Below are 18417 nucleotides of genomic sequence, written 5' to 3'. Positions count from 1 at the left end.
TGCCGTGAAGAGAAAGCCGTGTTGCGGGTGACGCGAGCCGTCGCGGACGCGACGGGCGCCTCAGTGGTGCAGGATCTTGGACAGGAAGTCCTTGGCGCGGTCGCTGCGCGGGTTGCTGAAGAACTGGTCGGGCGTGGCCTCCTCGACGATGCGGCCGTCCGCCATGAACACCACGCGGTTCGCGGCCGATCGTGCGAAGCCCATCTCGTGGGTGACGACGATCATGGTCATGCCGTCGCGGGCGAGCTGCTGCATGACCTCCAGAACCTCGTTGATCATCTCCGGGTCGAGCGCGGACGTCGGCTCGTCGAAGAGCATGACCTTCGGCTCCATGGCCAGGGCCCGCGCGATGGCGACACGCTGCTGCTGGCCGCCGGAGAGCTGCGCCGGGTACTTGTCGGCCTGCGCGGCCACGCCGACCCGGTCGAGCAGGGCACGGGCCCGCTCCTCGGCCGCCTTCTTGTCCTTCCTGCGGACCTTGACCTGGCCCAGCGTCACGTTCTCGAGCACGGTCTTGTGCGCGAAGAGGTTGAAGGACTGGAAGACCATCCCGACGTCGGCCCGCAGCCGCGCCAGTTCCCTGCCCTCGGCGGGCAGCGGCTTGCCGTCGATGGTGATCGTGCCGGAGTCGATCGTCTCCAGGCGGTTGATGGTGCGGCACAGGGTGGACTTGCCGGACCCGGAAGGTCCGATCACGACGACGACTTCACCGCGGGCGATGGTCAGGTTGATGTCCTGGAGAACGTGCAACGCGCCGAAGTGCTTGTTGACGCTCTTCAGGACGACCAGATCGCCGGTCGCGGCCACGTCTTCCTTGGCCACCGATACTTCGGTCATCGCTCTCAGGCTCCGTCCTCCTCGGTTTCGGAGGACAGTAGTAACCCTCTACGACCTGCGTCATTACTCTTGAGGGGAATCTGAGCATCACGATCCGATAGCAATCGGATACGTGTCGTAGCACTTATGAGCAGGGCTCATATCGGCCGGATAACGGTAGCGGCGCGCAACCGGAACCCTCTTGACGCCGTCCTCGTCCATCAGCGTCACTGCACAAGGTGCACGCGCGCGTGCACGCGTTTTTGTACACAGCCAGATCGTACGGCCGATGAACCGAAGGGGGCCCGGATGAGACTGCTGCTCGTCGAGGACGACAACCATGTCGCAGCAGCTCTGTCGGCGGTTCTGGCGCGGCACGGCTTCGACGTCACCCACGCGCGCAGCGGTGAGGAGGCCCTCCAGGCCCTCGTCCCCGAAGGCGACGGCTTCGGCGTCGTCCTCCTCGACCTGGGCCTGCCCGACCAGGACGGATACGAGGTCTGCGGCAAGATCCGCAAACGCACCAGCACCCCGGTGATCATGGTCACCGCACGCTCCGACGTGCGCTCGCGCATCCACGGCCTCAACCTCGGCGCCGACGACTACGTGGTGAAGCCGTACGACACCGGAGAGCTGCTCGCCCGGATCCACGCCGTCAGCCGGCGCACCGTCCACGAGGACGCTCCGGGCGGCGGCGAGAACGAGCTGCGCCTCGGCCCCGTGCGCATCGAACTGCCGACACGCCAGGTCAGCGTCGACGGGATGGCCGTCCCGCTCACCCGCAAGGAGTTCGACCTGCTCGCCCTGCTGGCCCAGCGACCCGGGGTGGTCTTCCGCCGGGAGCAGATCATCAGCGAGGTGTGGCGCACCAGCTGGGAGGGGACCGGGCGCACCCTGGAGGTGCACGTCGCCTCCCTGCGCGCCAAACTGCGCATGCCCGCCCTCATCGAGACCGTGCGCGGCGTCGGCTACCGGCTCGTCGCCCCCACCGGGTAGCGGGGCAGGGTGCGCACACGCCTCCTCCCGCTGCTCATCGTCCTGATGGCGGCCGTACTGCTCGCGCTCGGCATCCCGCTCGCCGTCAGCCTGGCCGGTGCCCAGCAGCAGAAGGTCGTCGTCGACCGGATCGACGACACGGCACGCTTCGCGGCCCTCGCCCAGTTCGTCACCGACTCGCCCGGCGCCTCCCCGGGGACGGTCGAGGACGAGCGCAGGGCGATCCTGGAGAGCGAGCTGCGCAGCTACCACGAGGTCTACGGCATCCGCGCCGGTGTCTTCTACCGCACCGACGCCCCCATGGCCCAGGCTCCGAGGACCTGGTTCCTGCCCGAGGAGGGCGAGGTGCGCGACGCCTTCGAGGAGTCGCTGCTGAGCCGGCGCAGCCACGACCCCGAGCAGGTCTGGCCCTGGCAGCGGCGCACCCTCGTGGTCGCCTCGCCGGTCATCCGGGACGGGGACGTCGTCGCGGTCGTGGTCACCGACTCGCCCACGGACCAGATGCGCTCCCGCACCCTGCGCGGCTGGCTGGTCATCGGCGCGGGCGAGATCGCCGCGATGCTGCTGGCCGTCGGTGCCGCGCTGCGGCTGACCGGGTGGGTGCTCAGGCCCGTCCGGATCCTGGACGCCACCACGCACGACATCGCCACCGGGCGGCTGAAGTCCCGGGTCGCGGTGGCGAGCGGACCGCCGGAACTCAGAAGGCTGGCCCGGTCGTTCAACGAGATGGCCGACAACGTGGAGAACGTGCTGGAGCAGCAGCGCGCCTTCGTCGCCGACGCCTCGCACCAGCTGCGCAACCCGCTCGCGGCGCTGCTGCTGCGCATCGAGCTGCTCGCCCTCGAACTGCCCGAGGGCAACGAGGAGATCGCCTCGGTCCAGGCCGAGGGCAAACGCCTCGCGCAGGTGCTCGACGACCTGCTCGACCTGGCGCTGGCCGAGCACACCGAGCCCGATCTGAGGGTCACCGACATCGGAGCCCTCACCGCCGAACGCGTCGCGGCCTGGTCCCCGACCGCCCGGGCCAAGGGCGTACGGCTGCTGGGCGACTGCCCGCCCACCACCGCGTGGGCCGACCCGGTCGCCCTGTCCAGCGCGCTGGACGCGGTCATCGACAACGCGGTGAAGTTCACGCCCGGGGGCGGGACCGTCGAGGTCACCGTCGCCTCCGACGGCGGCACCTCCACCGTCGTCGTCACCGACCACGGCCCCGGGCTCACCGACGAGGAACTGGCCCGCGTCGGCGACCGCTTCTGGCGCAGCGGCCGCCACCAGAACGTCAAGGGCTCCGGCCTCGGCCTGTCCATCTCGCGGACGCTGCTCGCGGCGGGCGGCGGCTCGATCGCGTTCGACCACCACGAGCCGCACGGGCTGAAGGTGACGGTGGCGGTGCCGAGGTCGGCGCCGTGATCCGAGACGCCCGCCCCGGGACGCCCGGCCCGCCGCCCGCTGCGGGACGCCCTACGGCTTGACCGAGCGGTAGTAGCGCTGCGCGCCCCTGTGCAGCGGGAGCGGATCGGTGTAGATGGCCGTGCGGACGTCGACCAGCTGGGCGGAGTGGACCTGCTCGCCGATGCGGTCCCTGCTCTTGATCACCACGCGGGTCAGCCACTCGGTGAGCCGCGGATCCACGTCCTCGCGCGTCACCAGCAGGTTGGACACCGCCAGCGTCGGCACGGACTCGCCGTTCTGGACGGTCTTGTACGCAGACTCGGGCATGTTGGTGGCGCGGTAGTACCGCGTGGCACCCCCTTGCTCGTGCAGCTCGGCGACCAGGGCGGCGTCGATCGGCACGAACCGGAAGGCGGACTTCTCGGCGAGCCGCTCCAGGCCGCTCGTGGGCAGCCCGCCCGACCAGAAGAACGCGTCGAGGCCGTGCCCCAGCCGCTTGGGCCCGGTGTCGATGCCGTCCGACGAGGGCGTGATGTCCTTCTCCGGATCGATGCCGGCCGCCCTGAGCACCCTGTTGGCGATCAGCCGCACCCCCGAGTCGGGCAGCCCTATGGCCACGCGCTTGCCCCGCAGGTCCGAGACGGAGCGGACGTCGGAGTCCGGCGGCACGACGAGCTGGACGTAGTCGTCGTAGAGACGGGCGACACCGCGCAGCCGGTCGGCGCCGGGACCGCCGTCGAGCCGGTACGTCTCGACCGCGTCGGCCGCGGCGATGGTGAAGTCGGCCCCGTCGGTGGCCACGCGCCTGACGTTCTCCTGCGAGCCCGCGCTGGTCTGCAGCTTCACCCTCAGGTCGGGCATGTCCTTGTGGAGCTCGGTGCGCAGCAGTTCGCCGTACTTCTGGTAGACCCCCGAGAGGGTGCCCGTACTGAACCTGATCGGCCCGCCCGGCGGCTCCTCGCCCCAGGGCGGCAGCCACCACAGCAGCAGCCCGAGCGCCACGACGGCGGCGGCCGCGCCCTGCACCACCCGGCGTCCGCCGATACGGGACAACACCATGGACATGCGCGAGATCCTGCCAGCTCGTGCGCCGCGCTGACCAGGCAGGGGCGTCGCGGATGCCTCGGGGAGGAGCGTCGCGAGCCGGTGAAGGCGCTGCAGGAGGGGGTGGCTACAGTCGCCGCATGAGCTCCTCGCCCGCCGACCTGGTCCGTGCCTTCCACCTCGCCTTCGGGCTGGACGTCCGCGAGACGCCGGCCGAGGTGCCGCCGGAACTGGCCGCGCACCGCGGCGAGCTGCTCGCCGAGGAGGCCGCGGAGGTCGCCGAGGTGGCGGTCGGCGGCCCGCTCGACAGGCTCGCGCACGAACTGGCCGACGTCGTCTACGTGGCGTACGGCACGGCTCTCGTGCACGGCATCGACCTCGACGAGGTGATCGCCGAGATCCACCGCTCCAACATGACCAAACTGGGCCCCGACGGCCAGGTCGCCCGCCGCGCCGACGGCAAGGTCCTCAAGGGCGAGCACTACGAGGCGCCGGACGTGTCCGGCGTACTGCGGCGGCAGGGGTGGGTACCGGGCGGGGGCGCCTGACAGACGCCGGGCCGGTGCGCAGGTCAAAGAGGACGAGGAAGACCGCGGTGCGAAGAGGCCGCGGTCACCGAGGGCCGCACCTCCAAGGAGAGCGGCGAACTCCTCCTCGTCAGCGCGCGGACCGCCGGGCGCCACCGCGCCGGCTTCCCGCAGGGACCCGGCAGGCGCGACCGCCCGCAACTCGTCCGGCGCGCGATCCGCGCGGGCCTGACCGGACCGTGAGGCCGCGGGCCCGGTCGTCCACGGGCGGCCCGGGCCACTCCCGCGGACCGCCTACCCTTGTCCCCATGAGCAGCATCGACCGGAGCCAGTCAGTGGGCGGCACACGCACGTACGAGGTACGCACCTACGGGTGCCAGATGAACGTCCACGACTCCGAGCGATTGGCCGGACTGCTGGAGGACGCCGGCTACGTGCGCGCCCCCGAGGGCTCGGACGGCGACGCCGACGTCGTCGTCTTCAACACCTGCGCGGTCCGCGAGAACGCCGACAACAAGCTCTACGGCAACCTCGGCCACCTCGCCCCGAAGAAGGCCAGGCGGCCCGGCATGCAGATCGCGGTCGGCGGCTGCCTGGCGCAGAAGGACCGCGACACCATCGTGAAGCGCGCGCCCTGGGTGGACGTCGTCTTCGGCACGCACAACATCGGCAAGCTGCCCGTCCTGCTGGAACGCGCGCGCGTGCAGCAGGAGGCGCAGGTCGAGATCGCCGAGTCGCTGGAGGCGTTCCCGTCCACGCTGCCCACCCGCCGGGAGAGCGCCTACGCGGCCTGGGTCTCCATCTCCGTCGGCTGCAACAACACCTGCACCTTCTGCATCGTCCCGGCGCTGCGCGGCAAGGAGAAGGACCGCCGCCCCGGCGACATCCTCGCCGAGATCGAGGCCCTGGTCGCCGAGGGCGTCTCGGAGGTCACGCTGCTCGGCCAGAACGTCAACGCCTACGGCTCCGACATCGGCGACCGCGAGGCGTTCAGCAAGCTGCTGCGCGCCTGCGGGACCATCGAGGGACTGGAGCGCGTGCGCTTCACCTCCCCGCACCCGCGCGACTTCACCGACGACGTCATCGCCGCCATGGCCGAGACGCCGAACGTGATGCCGCAGCTGCACATGCCGCTCCAGTCCGGCTCGGACGCGGTCCTGAAGGCCATGCGCCGTTCCTACCGCCAGGAGCGGTACCTCACCATCATCCGCAAGGTGCGCGAGGCCATCCCGCACGCGGCGATCACCACCGACATCATCGTGGGCTTCCCCGGCGAGACCGAGGAGGACTTCGAGCAGACGCTGCACGTGGTGCGCGAGGCGCGGTTCGCACAGGCCTTCACCTTCCAGTACTCCAAGCGCCCGGGCACCCCGGCCGCCGAGATGGACGGCCAGATCCCCAAGAAGGTCGTCCAGGAGCGCTACGAGCGTCTGGTCGCCCTCCAGGAGGAGATCTCCTGGGAGGAGAACAAGAAGCAGGTCGGCCGCACCCTGGAGCTGATGGTCGCCGAGGGCGAGGGCCGCAAGGACGACACCACCCACCGCCTCTCCGGCCGCGCCCCCGACAACCGCCTGGTGCACTTCACCAAGCCGGACCAGGAGGTCCGCCCCGGTGACGTGGTGACGGTCGAGGTCACCTACGCCGCCCCGCACCACCTCCTCGCCGAGGGGCCCGTGCTGGACGTGCGGCGCACGCGCGCGGGCGACGCCTGGGAGAAGCGCAACGCCGCCGAGAAGGCCCAGCCGGTGGGCGTGATGCTGGGCCTGCCGAAGATCGGCGCGCCCGAGCCGCTGCCGGCCGTGGCGAGCGGCTGCGGCTGCGACTGACGTCGGACACCGGCGGGAAGGCTTCCCCCATGCCGTACAGCGTGGAGTTCACCGAGCGCGCGGCACGCGTGCGGGACAGCCTGCCCGCCGACCGGCGCGACGTGCTGGAGCGCGGCCTGGCGATACTCGTCACCGACCCGCGCCACAAGCTGTCGCACGCCGTCGGTGACGACGAGTCGACCCGCGGGATAGCCCTCTCGCGCAACCTCTTCGTCGAGTACGTCATCAGTGACGGCAAGCTGGTGGTGCTCGTCCTGACCGTGATCGATCTGACGGACGTACTGATCGAGGACTGAGGGGCGAGCCCACGAGGGGGGACCGCGGGCGGGCCGCGACGGAGGACCGGGGCAGCCCGCGACGGTAGTGGGGGCAGGCAGGGCGCGACGAGGACCGACGGCGAACCGCGGCACCGCTCCGGGTTACCCTGCCGATCATGCTTGTCGCCGCCGCAGTGTGCCCCTGCCCGCCCGTGCTCGTGCCCGAGGTCGCCGCGGGCGCCGCACCCGAGCTGGACGCCGCGCGTGCCGCGTGCACGGACGCGCTGGGCGTGCTCGCCGCGGCCCGGCCCGACCGGCTCGTGGTCGTCGGCCCCGCGCGGGGCACGGGGCCGACGACCTACCCGGAGGGGACGCCGGGCTCGTTCCGCGACTTCGGCGTACACCTCGACGTGCGTCTGGGCGCGGACCGGGGCACGGGGGACCGGCGGCGGCTGCCGTACGCCTTCGCCGTGGCCGCGTGGCTGCTGGAACGGACCGGGTGGGCCGACGCCCCGATCGAGGGACTCGGCGTGGGGGAATCCCTCGCGCCCGAGCGGTGCGAGGAGATCGGCAGGGAGACCGGCGGGCGGGCCGGGCGGGTGGCACTGCTGGTGATGGGCGACGCCAGCGTGTGCCGCACGCTCAAGGCACCGGGGTACCTCGACGAGCGGGCGGCGCCCTTCGACGCGGAGGTGGCGCGCGCGCTCGGTACGGCGGACCTGGCCGCCCTGAGGGCACTGGACACCGGTCTGGCCCGCGAACTCGGGGTGTCCGGCCGGGCCCCCTGGCAGGTCCTCGCGGGCGCCGCCGAGGGCACGGCGCTCAAGGGCACCCTCCTCTACGAGGACGCGCCCTACGGGGTGGGGTACGTCGTGGCCGCCTGGTCCTGACGCCGGGCCCGGCCCCCGCGTCGGGCAAACGGCGGACGGCCGGGGAGCCGTCGTGCTCCGCGGCCGTCCGCCGATGTGCCGTTCAGGAAACGGGCGGTGGCGCGGCCGGAGGCGTGGTGCCGCCCGTGCCCGGCCCGGTGCCGCCCTGGTGCGCGAGTCGCTCCACGGCCTCCTTGGCCCTGCCCGTGCCTTTCCGGATCTTGTCGCTGTACTTGCCCTTGGTCCTTTTGTCGACGGCCTGCGCGGCCCTGTCGAGGCCGTGCCGGATCTTCCCCTCGTGCCGCTGCGCGAGGTGGGAGATCCGGCCCTTCGCCGGGCCCAGCTTGGTCTTCACGCTGTCCAGGAGACCCATGGTTCACCTTCCCGCGGGGCGGTCATGTACGGGCGCCCTCGCCGGCCTCGTTGCCGGCCGCCTTCGCGGTGGACTGCTGCTTCGGGATGTCGACGCCCTCGGTCCCGGTGGCCCCCGTCGCCGCCGGCTCCGCCGCGTCCGGCGCACCGGCCGGCCTCTTCGTCTCCGCAGTCTCCGCAGCCTCCGCCTTCTCGGCCGTGCCGGTCCCGGCTTCCGGCGCGTCGGCCCGGGCCTCGGCGGCCGGCGCCTCCTCCGTGGCCTTCGGCCTACGGAAAAGCCGTGCAAAAATGCCCATATCAGCTCCAACGTTACTCGTGCGGGCGAAATCCCGCGTCAGCCGGTGCGTCCGTTTGCGCCGCCCGGGTCCCCGCCCCGGGATCCGGCGGCGGGGGTCTCGCAGCGGGCAACGACCCCCGGTGTCCGCCGTCACGTAACTCGTTCGAGACCGTGGTGGGAGGTTTGCGAGACTGGGGCGGTGAGCAGCGCACCCCCCGCCCCCCGTGTCATCGCCGTCGTCGGACCGACCGCGGCCGGAAAGTCCGATCTGGGTGTTTTCCTGGCCCGGCAGCTCGGCGGCGAGGTCGTCAACGCCGACTCCATGCAGCTCTACCGAGGGATGGACATCGGCACCGCCAAGCTGACGCCCGAGGAGCGCGGCGGCGTCCCGCACCACCTCCTGGACGTCTGGGACGTGACCGTCACGGCGTCCGTCGCCGAGTACCAGCGGCTCGCCCGGGAGCGGATCGACGCCCTGCTCGCCGAGGGACGCTGGCCGATCCTGGTCGGCGGCTCCGGCCTGTACGTCCGCGGGGCCGTCGACAACCTGGAGTTCCCCGGCACCGACCCCGAGGTGCGGGCCCGGCTGGAGGAGGAGCTCGCGCTGCGCGGCTCCGGGGCGCTGCACGCCCGCCTGGCCGCCGCCGACCCCGAGGCCGCGCGGGCCATCCTGCCGAGCAACGGCCGCCGCATCGTCCGCGCCCTGGAGGTCATCGAGCTCACCGGCAAGCCCTTCACCGCCAACCTCCCCGGGCACGACTCCGTCTACGACACCCTCCAGATCGGCGTCGACGTGGCCCGCCCCGAGCTGGACGAGCGCATCGCGCGCCGGGTGGACCGGATGTGGGAGGCGGGTCTCGTCGAGGAGGTGCGCGCACTGGAGGCGCAAGGGCTGCGCGAGGGGCGTACGGCGTCGCGCGCGCTCGGCTACCAGCAGGTACTCGCGGCGCTCGCCGGGGAGTGCACCCTGGAGGAGGCACGGGCCGAGACCGTGCGTGCCACCAAACGCTTCGCGCGCCGCCAGGATGCGTGGTTCAGGCGCGATCCGCGGGTGCACTGGTTGAGTGGGGCCGCGGCGGACCTCACGGAACTTCCCCGGCTTGCGCTGTCGTTGGTCGAACGACCGGTTACAGCCTGATCACGTCATGGCATCGGGACGCCCAGGCCGACATCCGGGCCTGTCGTGCCGTGCCATCATCGAGCTTCGATCGACCAAGTGGAGTCCTAGTTGGGAGGGCGCGTGGCGATGGAGGCCGGCCCTCGCGACACCGCACGAAGCACTGAACCCGTCGCCCCCGACCGCGGCGAACCGGAGCCGGGCGCGGACGGCCTCATGCCGGACGGCCCGGACGAGACGCAGGGCGGTGTGACCGCCGACGGCCCCGAGCCCGAGGAGATGTTCGCGGGCGGCGAGGAGGTCGAGGTCGAGCTGCGCCCGCAGCGCAGGCTGCGCATCTGGCAGCTCGCTCCCATCGTCGGCCTGGCCGCGGTGGGCTCCCTGATGTTCGCCTTCCCGCTCGCCTTCGACTTCGGCGACAGCGGGGCCGTGATCGCCATGCTGGGACTGCTGATCTGCTCCTGCGCGGCCGGCTGGGGCATGATGGCCGCCCGCCGGGTGGGCTACACCTGGCCGGGCCTGCCGCAGCGCGGCTCGGGCCGCCGCCCGGACTGGCGGGTGGTGCTCGCCTACGCCCTGGTGGTGGTCGTCGTGGTGGTGCTCGCCGTCTGGCGCGTGGCACGTCTGCGCTGACCGGCGCCCGGCCGGGACGGGCTGTCGGACCCACCCCGTACGATCGAGGAATGAGCACGCGGATCGCCTTCCTCAAGGGTCACGGCACCGAGAACGACTTCGTGATCGTCCCGGACCCCGAGAACGCCGTCGACCTGTCCCCGGCCGCCGTCGCCACCCTGTGCGACCGCCGCGCGGGCATCGGCGGTGACGGGCTGCTGCACGTGGTGCGGTCCGCCGCGCACCCCGAGGCCCGGCACATGGCGGCCGAGGCGGAGTGGTTCATGGACTACCGCAACGGCGACGGCTCGATCGCGGAGATGTGCGGCAACGGGGTGCGGGTGTTCGCGCGCTACCTCCAGCGCGCCGGACACGTGTCCGAGGGGGACACCGCGGTGGCCACGCGCGGGGGCGTGAAGACCGTGCACATCGCCAAGCCCGGAGCCGGCGGCTCCGCCGAGGGCGACATCACCGTCGGCATGGGCAAGGCGCTGCTCCCCGAGGGGGACGTGACGGTCGGCGTCGGCGGACGCAGCTGGCCCGCGCGCAACGTGAACATGGGCAACCCGCACGCGGTGGCCTTCGTGGACGACCTGGCGCACGCGGGCGACCTGCTCTCCCCGCCGCGGTTCAGCCCGGCCGCCGCCTACCCGGACGGGGTCAACGTCGAGTTCGTGGCCGACCGCGGCCCGCGGCACGTGGCGATGCGCGTGCACGAGCGCGGCTCCGGCGAGACCCGCTCGTGCGGCACGGGCGCGTGCGCGGTCGCCGTGGCCGCCGCCCGCCGCGACGGCCTCGACCCGGCGGTCACCGGCACCCCCGCGACGTACACCGTGGACGTCCCCGGCGGCACCCTGGTCATCACCGAACGCCCCGACGGCGAGATCGAGATGACCGGCCCCGCGGTGATCGTCGCCGAAGGCGAGATCGACGCGGAGTGGCTGGTACACGCGGCCCGCGGCCAGGTCTGAGGTCCGGCGGACGACGGTATTTCCCCACCACATGGCCAAAAACTGCGGTATGCCGCAGGACATGCGACGTGAAAACGTAAACCTCCGGGCCTTCGCTCGAATGGGTGATCCGTTTCACGCTGGGCGAGAGGCGGTCAGCCGCTCGTGATGGGCTCGGTAGCATCAAGCACCGGCCCGGACGGGGGACCGACACCACCCCTGGAGCCGTGTCCGCCCTGGGGCACCCCGTCCGCCGGTCCACGCAGCCGGAGGTGCCCATGAGTGCGGAGGCCACGAATCCCGCGACCCCAGGCCCGGTGGCAGGCACCGCGTCAGGGCCTGTCACCCCGACCGCGCCGCGCAGGAAGGCCCGCCCCCGGCTCGACCTGCGCCGCCTGGGCCGCGCCGCGCTGCTCGGCGCCGCGAGCCGCGGCCGCCTGCCCGACGCCATCGGCCACGTCGTCGAGGCCCACCGCGCCCACCACCCCGACGCCGACCTCGAACCCCTGCGCCGCGCCTACGTCCTGGCCGAGTCCTCGCACCGCGGCCAGATGCGCAAGAGCGGCGAGCCGTACATCACGCATCCGCTCGCCGTGACGCTGATCCTGGCCGAACTCGGCGCGGAGACCACCACGTTGACGGCCTCGCTGCTGCACGACACCGTCGAGGACACGGACGTGACGCTCGATCAGGTCGGCGAGCAGTTCGGCGAGGAGGTGCGCTACCTCGTCGACGGCGTCACCAAGCTGGAGAAGGTCGACTACGGAGCCGCCGCCGAGCCCGAGACCTTCCGCAAGATGCTCGTCGCCGCCGGCAACGACGTCCGCGTGATGTCGATCAAACTCGCCGACCGGCTGCACAACATGCGCACCCTCGGCGTGATGCGTCCGGAGAAACAGGAACGCATCGCCAAGGTGACCCGGGACGTCCTCATCCCGCTCGCCGAACGCCTCGGCGTGCAGGCGCTCAAGACCGAGCTGGAGGACCTCGTCTTCGCGATCCTGCATCCCGAGGAGTACGAGCGCACCCGGGAGCTGATCGCCGAGAACGCCGGCCGCGCGGACGACCCGCTCGCCGAGGCCGCCGACGAGGTGCGCACGGTCCTCAAGGAGGCCGACATCCCGGCCGACGTCATGATCCGGCCGCGCCACTTCGTCTCCGTGCACCGCGTCTCCCGCAAGCGCGGCAGGCTGCGCGGCGCCGACTTCGGCCGCCTGCTGGTGCTCGTCAGCGAGGACGCCGACTGCTACGCGGTCCTCGGCGAACTGCACACCTGCATGACGCCCGTCGTCTCGGAGTTCAAGGACTTCATCGCCGTACCGAAGTTCAACCTGTACCAGTCGCTGCACACCGCCGTGGCGCGCAGGGGCGACGGCCAGGTGGTCGAGGTCCTGATCCGCACCCACCAGATGCACAAGGTCGCCGAGGCCGGCGTCGTCGCCCTGGGCAACCCGTACGCGCCCGCGCCCGACGACCCGGCGGACGGCGAGCGCGCCGACCCCACCCGGCCCGGCTGGCTCTCCCGGCTGCTCGAATGGCAGCGCGCCGCACCCGACCCCGACACGTTCTGGTCCACGCTGCGCGAGGACCTCGCCCAGGACCGGGAGATCGCCGTCTTCCGGCCCGACGGCGGCACGCTCGGCCTGCCCGAGGGCGCCACCTGCGTGGACGCCGCGTACGCGCAGTACGGCGAGGACGCGCACGCGTGTATCGGCGCCCGCGTCAACGGCCGGCTGGCAACCCTGAGCACCGTCCTGAAGGACGGCGACACCGTCCAGCTCCTCATGGGCCAGGACCCCGCCTCCGGGCCCTCCAGGGAGTGGCTGGAGCACGCCCACACGCCCGCCGCCCGGATCGCCATCCAACGCTGGCTGACGACCCATCCGGCGCAGGGTGAGACCCCCGAGGACGAGGTCCCCGAGGGGGAGGAACCCGCCTCCGCCCGCCGGCCGGCCGTCGAGGCGTCCGCCCCGGGGGCCGCACCCGCCCGCCCCGCCCCCGAGAACGTCCTCGTCGACCGGCCCGGCGCGACCGTGCGGCTCGCCGGCTGCTGCACGCCCGTACCGCCCGACGAGGTCACCGGCTTCGCCGTGCGCGGGGGAGTGGTCACCGTGCACCGCGTCGAGTGCTCCACGGTGGCGCGCATGAAGGACGCGGGGCGCGCGCAGGTCGGCGTGCGCTGGGGCGACACCGCCGAATGCCGGGTCGCACTGGTCGCCGAGTCGTTCGTCCGGCCCCATCTGCTCGCCGACCTCACCGAGGCGATGGCCCTGGAGGGCGCCGAGATCGTCTCCGCGACGGTGGAACCGCCCACCCGGCAGCAGGTGCGCCACACGTACACCGTCCAGCTACCGGACGCCGCCCACCTGCCCGCCCTCATGCGCGCCATGCGCAACGTGGCCGGTGTGTACGACGTGAGCCGGGCCCAGCCGCAGCCGGGCGCCTGACCCGGCACCCGGCGCAGGACCCGGTCCCCGGTTCGGGTGGGCCCGGCGCGCGTCGCCGCCGTGACGCACGCACGCGCTGGTAGCCGTGGGGCCATGCTGCTGACCCCTCACTCCCCGGCCCCTCGTGCCCAGGCCCCCCGCGCCCGCCGCCGCAGGGTGGTCGCGGCGCTGCTGGCCTCCGCCGTCTCCGTCTGCCTCGTCGCCGCGAGCGCCCCGGCGGTCCCGCTCGGCGTCGGCGACCGCCTCTTCCCCTACCTGGGCAACCCCGGATACGACGTGGCGTCGTACGATCTCGCCCTCACCTACCGCGGCACCAACACCCAGCCCCTCCAGGCCGTCACCACCATCGACGCCCGGACGACGGCCGGCCTGGACCGCGTCAACCTCGACTTCGCCCACGGCACGGTCCACTCGGTCGAGGTCGACGGCGAACCCGCCTCCTTCGGCAGCGCCGGCGAGGACCTGGTGATCACCCCGCGGAAGCCGCTGCCCGAGGGCCGGCGGATGCGGATCACGGTGCGGCACACCAGCGACCCCGTCCCGCCGAAGGACCGCGAAGGGGGCTGGGTGCGCACCGCCGACGGCCTCGCCATGGCCAACCAGGCCGACGCCGCCCACCTGGTGTTCCCGTGCAACGACCACCCCTTCGACAAGGCGCTCTTCACCATCCGGGTCACCGCGCCCGACGGCCACACCGCCGTCGCCAACGGCCTGGCGACCGACGTGCGCAGGGCCGGCGGAACGACCACCTGGACCTACCGGACACGGCACCCCATGGCCACCGAGCTCACCCAGGTGTCCATCGGCCGCTCCACCGTCCTGCACCGCACCGGCCCCCACGGGCTGCCCGTCCGGGACGTCGTGCCCACCGGGCACCGCGCCGCGCTCGAACCCTGGCTGGAGAAGACGCCCGACCAGATCGCCTGGATGGAGGAGAAGGCCGGCCGCTACCCCTTCGAGACGTACGGCCTGCTCGTGGCCGACGCCTCCACCGGCTTCGAACTCGAGACGCAGACGCTCTCCCTCTTCGAGCGGGAGCTGTTCACCGACCCGTCCCACCCCCGGTGGTACGTCGAGTCGATCATGGTCCACGAACTGGCCCACCAGTGGTTCGGCAACAGCGTCAGCCCCCGCACCTGGTCCGACCTGTGGCTCAACGAGGGGCACGCCACCTGGTACGAGGCCCTGTACGCGGAGGAGAAGGCGGGCAAGCCGCTGCACGAGCGCATGAGGGCCGCCTACGCCGCCTCCGACCGCTGGCGCGCGGCCGGCGGACCGCCCGCGGCCCCCAAGGCGCCGAAGCCCGGCCAGAAGATCGGCCTCTTCCGGCCGAACGTGTACGACGGTGCCGCGCTCGTGCTGTACGCCCTGCGCCAGGAGATCGGCCGCCCGGCCTTCGAGCGCCTGGAGCGGGCCTGGGTCGCCCTGCACCGGGACGGCACCGCCACGACCGGGGACTTCGTCCGGCTCGCCTCCGACATCACCGGGCGTGACCTGGACGGATTCCTCCGGCCCTGGCTGTACGGCGACAAGACCCCGCCCATGCCCGGCCACCCGGACTGGAAGCCGGCCGCCCCCGGGAAGGCGGCCGTGCGATAACACGATGACGAGACGTGCCGTGCCGTGCGACCATCGTCGGGTCGGCGCGGCACGGGATACGGGAATCTCCCGGGGTACTCGTGCGTTGTGCAGGGTGACGGATCGGCTCCGGCGTCACGGACCAGATCCACAACCGCGTTCCGCTCCGTCGCCGTACAACGGTTTCCCATCTACGTTAAGGATCCAATGACCTCCTCTTCTTCCCCTTCCCAGGACACCAAGCGCCTCGCGCACGCCTACCCCGAAGGTCTTCGGGCCGATGCCCTGATGGAAGAGGACGTCGCCTGGAGCCACGAGATCGACGGAGAGCGGGACGGCGACCAGTTCGACCGCTCCGAGCGTGCGGCCCTGCGCCGCGTGGCAGGCCTCTCCACCGAGCTCGAGGACGTCACCGAGGTCGAGTACCGCCAGCTCCGTCTGGAGCGGGTCGTGCTCGTCGGGGTGTGGACCTCGGGAACCGTGCAGGACGCGGAGAACTCCCTCGCGGAGCTCGCCGCCCTCGCGGAGACGGCGGGCGCCCTCGTCCTCGACGGCGTGATCCAGCGCCGCGACAAGCCCGACGCGGCCACCTACATCGGCTCCGGCAAGGCCGAGGAGCTGCGCGACATCGTCCTCGAAACGGGCGCGGACACCGTCATCTGCGACGGTGAGCTCAGCCCCGGCCAGCTGATCCACCTCGAAGACGTCGTCAAGGTCAAGGTCATCGACCGTACGGCCCTGATCCTGGACATCTTCGCCCAGCACGCCAAGTCCCGAGAGGGCAAGGCGCAGGTCGCGCTCGCGCAGATGCAGTACATGCTGCCGAGGCTGCGCGGCTGGGGCCAGTCGCTGTCCCGGCAGATGGGCGGCGGCAAGGGCGGCGGCCTCGCCACCCGTGGTCCCGGTGAGACCAAGATCGAGACGGACCGGCGGCGGATCCGCGAGAAGATGGCGAAGATGCGCCGGGAGATCGCGGAGATGAAGACCGGCCGCGACATCAAGCGCCAGGAGCGGCGCCGCCACAAGGTGCCCTCCGTCGCCATCGCGGGTTACACCAACGCGGGTAAGTCCTCGCTGCTCAACCGCCTCACGGGCGCGGGCGTACTGGTCGAGAACGCCCTGTTCGCGACCCTCGACCCGACCGTGCGCCGGGCCGAGACCCCGAGCGGCCGGCTGTACACCCTGGCCGACACGGTCGGGTTCGTGCGCCACCTGCCGCACCACCTGGTCGAGGCGTTCCGCTCCACCATGGAGGAGGTCGGGGAAGCCGACCTGATCCTGCACGTGGTGGACGGCTCGCACCCGGTTCCGGAGGAGCAGCTGGCCGCCGTGCGCGAGGTGATCCGGGACGTCGGCGCCACCGACGTGCCCGAGATCGTCGTGATCAACAAGGCCGACCTCGCCGATCCGCTGACGCTCCAGCGGCTGCTGCGGGTGGAGAAGCACTCGATCGCGGTCTCGGCCCGCACGGGCCAGGGCATCGACGAGCTGCTCGCGCTCATCGACAGCGAGCTGCCCCGCCCCTCGGTCGAGATCGAGGCGCTCGTGCCGTACACCCACGGCAAGCTGGTCGCCCGCGCCCACGACGAGGGCGAGGTGATCTCCGAGGAGCACACCCCGGAGGGCACCCTGCTCAAGGTGCGGGTGCACGAGGAACTGGCGGCGGAACTCACGCCGTACGCTCCGGCACCGGCCGCCTGAGCCGTCGCTCCCCAAGCGGCCCGAAGGCCCGCTCCCGTGACACCGGGAGCGGGCCTTCGTCTTCGGCGCGTGTGCGCGGACCGCCGGGCCGGCCCACCGGCCGCCGTGGGTCTCGCTCATGTTCCGGTACAGCGCCTCGGCGTCCCGGCCCCCGCTGATGGGTGCCGGTGTGATGCCGGGTGCGCGGGTGGATGCCCGCAGGGCGTCGCGGAAGGCACCTGCCGACTGCCGGGTGTGTGCCCACCGGCCGGACCATGAGGCGGGCCGGCCGGTACGCGTGCGCCGGTCACCGGCCGGCGCACGCGCCCACGGTCACCGGCCGGCGAACTTCCGGCTGACGGCGTCGTACACGTCCTTGGCCTGCGCGCCCAGGCGCGGGCCGGCCAGCCAGCCCGACGTCACCGGGCCGATCGAGGTGTTGGAGACCAGCGCCGGCCTGCCGTCCGAGCCGGCCGCGACCCAGCCGCCGCCGGACGAACCGGCGGTCATGCTGCAGCCGATGCGGTACATCGTCGGGTCGGACGCGTTGAGCGACAGCCGTCCGGGCCGGCCCTGGCACCGGTGGAGCGTCTCACCGTCGTACGGCGGCGCGGCCGGGTAGCCGATCGCGGTGACGCTCTCCACCTGCGGCACCGGCGGGGCCTCGAAGTCCACCGGCAGGGCCGAACCGACCGTCTCCTCCAGCGACTTGCCGCCGCTGCCCTTCTCCGGCGTCACGTGGATGACCGCGAAGTCGTACGCGGCGCCGTCCCCGCCCGTCGCGCCGCCCCGCTCGATCCACTGGTCGGACGTCTGCGCCCAGTCACCCCACCAGACACCGTAGGGGGCGATCTCCTCCGGAGTGGCGTTCTGCTGTTCCCCGGCCGGCGTGCCCGCGTCGTTGTACGACGGCACGAACGCGATGTTGCGGTACCAGCCGCCCTTCTTCCCGGCGTGCACGCAGTGCCCCGCCGTCCACACCAGGTTGGACCTGCCGGGGTTGGCCGGGTCCTTCACGACCGTCGCCGAGCAGACCATCGTGCCCTCGGGGGAGTCGAAGAACACCTTGCCGGCGGTGGGCGCGTTGGCGTGGTAGGACGGCGGGACGGCCTGGGCCTGGACCGGCTGCGGCGTCGGATCGGTGACCCCCTGGTCACCGGAGAGGTCGCTGTCGTCGACGCCCTGGTCGGCCGGTTCCTCGGCCCCCCGCATCCGGTCCGGGTCCCAGAGCCCTTCGATGATCGGGTTGACGAACTCGTTGGCCTCGCGCAGCCAGTCGTCCCTGTCCCAGTTCTTCCAGGCGCCGTTCCGCCACTTGTCGATGTCGATCCCGTGCTCCCTCAGCCGGTCCTTGAGGTCCTCCGGGATCCGGATCCTGCCGTCCTGGGAGGCGGCGGTGGGGGAGGCCTCGCCGCCCGCCTCGGCGTCGCCCGACCCGCAGGCGGTGGCGGTGAGCGCGAGCGTGGCGGCGAGCGCGACGGCGGCCAGCGCGGGGGAGGTTCCGCGGCGCGCCGTCCTCCCCCGGCGAGTGGTGGACGACGGCCGTATGGGACGCATGATGTGACTCCCCCTGGTGTGGGCGAACGTGGTGCTTGCACCGTGGTCCCGGGCCGGCCCCGCACGGAGCCCGGACCGGTCGCACGGCATCGGGAACGGC

17 protein-coding genes are annotated in these 18417 nt (G+C 72.6%); 12 read left to right on the top strand and 5 right to left on the bottom strand.

The genetic code is table 11. The annotated features are described in order from the left end of the window. Positions 1–60: 60 nt before the first annotated feature. On the bottom strand, positions 61–837 hold the full coding sequence (locus AB0L29_RS22070) for an amino acid ABC transporter ATP-binding protein (RefSeq protein ID WP_365829416.1): 777 nt from the start codon (positions 835–837) through the stop codon (positions 61–63). Between the two features lie 288 nt (positions 838–1125). On the opposite strand from AB0L29_RS22070, the gene AB0L29_RS22065 reads away from it, so the two are divergent. Further along, complete coding sequence (locus AB0L29_RS22065) at positions 1126–1812, top strand: response regulator transcription factor (protein ID WP_365829415.1); 687 nt, start codon at positions 1126–1128, stop codon at positions 1810–1812. Between the two features lie 9 nt (positions 1813–1821). Next, the gene (locus tag AB0L29_RS22060; RefSeq protein WP_365829414.1) at positions 1822–3222 is read left to right on the top strand and encodes a HAMP domain-containing sensor histidine kinase; all 1401 of its coding nucleotides are present in this window, start codon (positions 1822–1824) and stop codon (positions 3220–3222) included. A 51-nt stretch (positions 3223–3273) separates the two neighbouring features. Here the strand turns inward: AB0L29_RS22060 and AB0L29_RS22055 are convergent, their stop codons facing one another. Further along, positions 3274–4269, bottom strand: coding sequence for a TAXI family TRAP transporter solute-binding subunit (locus tag AB0L29_RS22055; protein ID WP_365829413.1), 996 nt, complete (start codon positions 4267–4269; stop codon positions 3274–3276). Positions 4270–4388: 119 nt separating this feature from the next. Between AB0L29_RS22055 and AB0L29_RS22050 the strand changes: the two genes are divergently transcribed. The 4 genes from AB0L29_RS22050 to AB0L29_RS22035 all read left to right on the top strand — a co-directional run bounded on the left by AB0L29_RS22050 (position 4389) and on the right by AB0L29_RS22035 (position 7748). Then, complete coding sequence (locus tag AB0L29_RS22050; protein ID WP_365829412.1) at positions 4389–4796, top strand: MazG nucleotide pyrophosphohydrolase domain-containing protein; 408 nt, start codon at positions 4389–4391, stop codon at positions 4794–4796. 287 nt (positions 4797–5083) lie between these two features. Further along, a complete protein-coding gene (miaB, locus tag AB0L29_RS22045; protein WP_365829411.1) occupies positions 5084–6601 on the top strand; it encodes a tRNA (N6-isopentenyl adenosine(37)-C2)-methylthiotransferase MiaB in 1518 nt (505 codons plus the stop codon). Positions 6602–6630: 29 nt separating this feature from the next. Next, positions 6631–6897, top strand: coding sequence for a hypothetical protein (locus AB0L29_RS22040; protein ID WP_365829410.1), 267 nt, complete (start codon positions 6631–6633; stop codon positions 6895–6897). Positions 6898–7034: 137 nt separating this feature from the next. Beyond that, complete coding sequence (locus tag AB0L29_RS22035) at positions 7035–7748, top strand: class III extradiol dioxygenase subunit B-like domain-containing protein (RefSeq protein ID WP_365829409.1); 714 nt, start codon at positions 7035–7037, stop codon at positions 7746–7748. A gap of 82 nt (positions 7749–7830) precedes the next feature. Here the strand turns inward: AB0L29_RS22035 and AB0L29_RS22030 are convergent, their stop codons facing one another. Together AB0L29_RS22030 and AB0L29_RS22025 are read right to left on the bottom strand one after the other, a co-directional pair. Then, complete coding sequence (locus tag AB0L29_RS22030) at positions 7831–8100, bottom strand: antitoxin (RefSeq protein ID WP_365829408.1); 270 nt, start codon at positions 8098–8100, stop codon at positions 7831–7833. Between the two features lie 22 nt (positions 8101–8122). Beyond that, entirely contained in the window at positions 8123–8395 is a 273-nt protein-coding gene (locus tag AB0L29_RS22025) for a hypothetical protein (protein WP_365829407.1), read from the bottom strand. A gap of 180 nt (positions 8396–8575) precedes the next feature. Between AB0L29_RS22025 and miaA the strand changes: the two genes are divergently transcribed. The 6 genes from miaA (at position 8576) to hflX (ending at position 16781) form a co-directional block, all read left to right on the top strand. Continuing rightward, positions 8576–9514, top strand: a complete 939-nt coding sequence (gene miaA, locus AB0L29_RS22020) for a tRNA (adenosine(37)-N6)-dimethylallyltransferase MiaA (protein WP_365829406.1) — start codon at positions 8576–8578, stop codon at positions 9512–9514. Positions 9515–9622: 108 nt separating this feature from the next. Beyond that, positions 9623–10126 (top strand): hypothetical protein, encoded by a 504-nt coding sequence (locus AB0L29_RS22015; protein ID WP_365829449.1) that lies wholly within the window; start codon positions 9623–9625, stop codon positions 10124–10126. Positions 10127–10176: 50 nt separating this feature from the next. Next, a complete protein-coding gene (gene dapF, locus AB0L29_RS22010) occupies positions 10177–11076 on the top strand; it encodes a diaminopimelate epimerase (protein ID WP_365829405.1) in 900 nt (299 codons plus the stop codon). 257 nt (positions 11077–11333) lie between these two features. Next, positions 11334–13502 carry an HD domain-containing protein gene (locus AB0L29_RS22005; RefSeq protein WP_365829404.1) on the top strand — a complete coding sequence of 723 codons (2169 nt, stop codon included), beginning with the start codon at positions 11334–11336 and terminating at the stop codon, positions 13500–13502. 93 nt (positions 13503–13595) lie between these two features. Then, entirely contained in the window at positions 13596–15101 is a 1506-nt protein-coding gene (locus AB0L29_RS22000) for a M1 family metallopeptidase (RefSeq protein ID WP_365829403.1), read from the top strand. 186 nt (positions 15102–15287) lie between these two features. Continuing rightward, positions 15288–16781, top strand: a complete 1494-nt coding sequence (gene hflX / locus AB0L29_RS21995) for a GTPase HflX (protein ID WP_365829402.1) — start codon at positions 15288–15290, stop codon at positions 16779–16781. A gap of 312 nt (positions 16782–17093) precedes the next feature. Here hflX and AB0L29_RS21990 read toward each other — a convergent pair whose 3' ends face one another. Further along, positions 17094–18317 carry a trypsin-like peptidase domain-containing protein gene (locus AB0L29_RS21990; RefSeq protein WP_365829401.1) on the bottom strand — a complete coding sequence of 408 codons (1224 nt, stop codon included), beginning with the start codon at positions 18315–18317 and terminating at the stop codon, positions 17094–17096. Between the last annotated feature and the right edge of the window lie 100 nt (positions 18318–18417).

Source organism: Streptomyces sp. NPDC052701 (assembly GCF_040678355.1).
Taxonomy (GTDB): Bacteria; Actinomycetota; Actinomycetes; order Streptomycetales; family Streptomycetaceae; genus Streptomyces.
The sequence above is the reverse complement of the archived record's forward strand: the minus strand, read 5'-3'. Positions and strand labels throughout refer to the sequence as shown.

Coding starts and splice junctions, on each gene's coding strand:
- AB0L29_RS22070 (WP_365829416.1), bottom strand. CDS start 837: ATGACCGAAGTATCGGTGGCCAAGGAAGACGTGGCCGCGACCGGCGAT.
- AB0L29_RS22065 (WP_365829415.1), top strand. CDS start 1,126: ATGAGACTGCTGCTCGTCGAGGACGACAACCATGTCGCAGCAGCTCTG.
- AB0L29_RS22055 (WP_365829413.1), bottom strand. CDS start 4,269: ATGTCCATGGTGTTGTCCCGTATCGGCGGACGCCGGGTGGTGCAGGGC.
- AB0L29_RS22050 (WP_365829412.1), top strand. CDS start 4,389: ATGAGCTCCTCGCCCGCCGACCTGGTCCGTGCCTTCCACCTCGCCTTC.
- miaB (WP_365829411.1), top strand. CDS start 5,084: ATGAGCAGCATCGACCGGAGCCAGTCAGTGGGCGGCACACGCACGTAC.
- AB0L29_RS22040 (WP_365829410.1), top strand. CDS start 6,631: ATGCCGTACAGCGTGGAGTTCACCGAGCGCGCGGCACGCGTGCGGGAC.
- AB0L29_RS22035 (WP_365829409.1), top strand. CDS start 7,035: ATGCTTGTCGCCGCCGCAGTGTGCCCCTGCCCGCCCGTGCTCGTGCCC.
- AB0L29_RS22030 (WP_365829408.1), bottom strand. CDS start 8,100: ATGGGTCTCCTGGACAGCGTGAAGACCAAGCTGGGCCCGGCGAAGGGC.
- AB0L29_RS22025 (WP_365829407.1), bottom strand. CDS start 8,395: ATGGGCATTTTTGCACGGCTTTTCCGTAGGCCGAAGGCCACGGAGGAG.
- AB0L29_RS22015 (WP_365829449.1), top strand. CDS start 9,623: ATGGAGGCCGGCCCTCGCGACACCGCACGAAGCACTGAACCCGTCGCC.
- dapF (WP_365829405.1), top strand. CDS start 10,177: ATGAGCACGCGGATCGCCTTCCTCAAGGGTCACGGCACCGAGAACGAC.
- AB0L29_RS22005 (WP_365829404.1), top strand. CDS start 11,334: ATGAGTGCGGAGGCCACGAATCCCGCGACCCCAGGCCCGGTGGCAGGC.
- AB0L29_RS22000 (WP_365829403.1), top strand. CDS start 13,596: ATGCTGCTGACCCCTCACTCCCCGGCCCCTCGTGCCCAGGCCCCCCGC.
- hflX (WP_365829402.1), top strand. CDS start 15,288: ATGACCTCCTCTTCTTCCCCTTCCCAGGACACCAAGCGCCTCGCGCAC.
- AB0L29_RS21990 (WP_365829401.1), bottom strand. CDS start 18,317: ATGCGTCCCATACGGCCGTCGTCCACCACTCGCCGGGGGAGGACGGCG.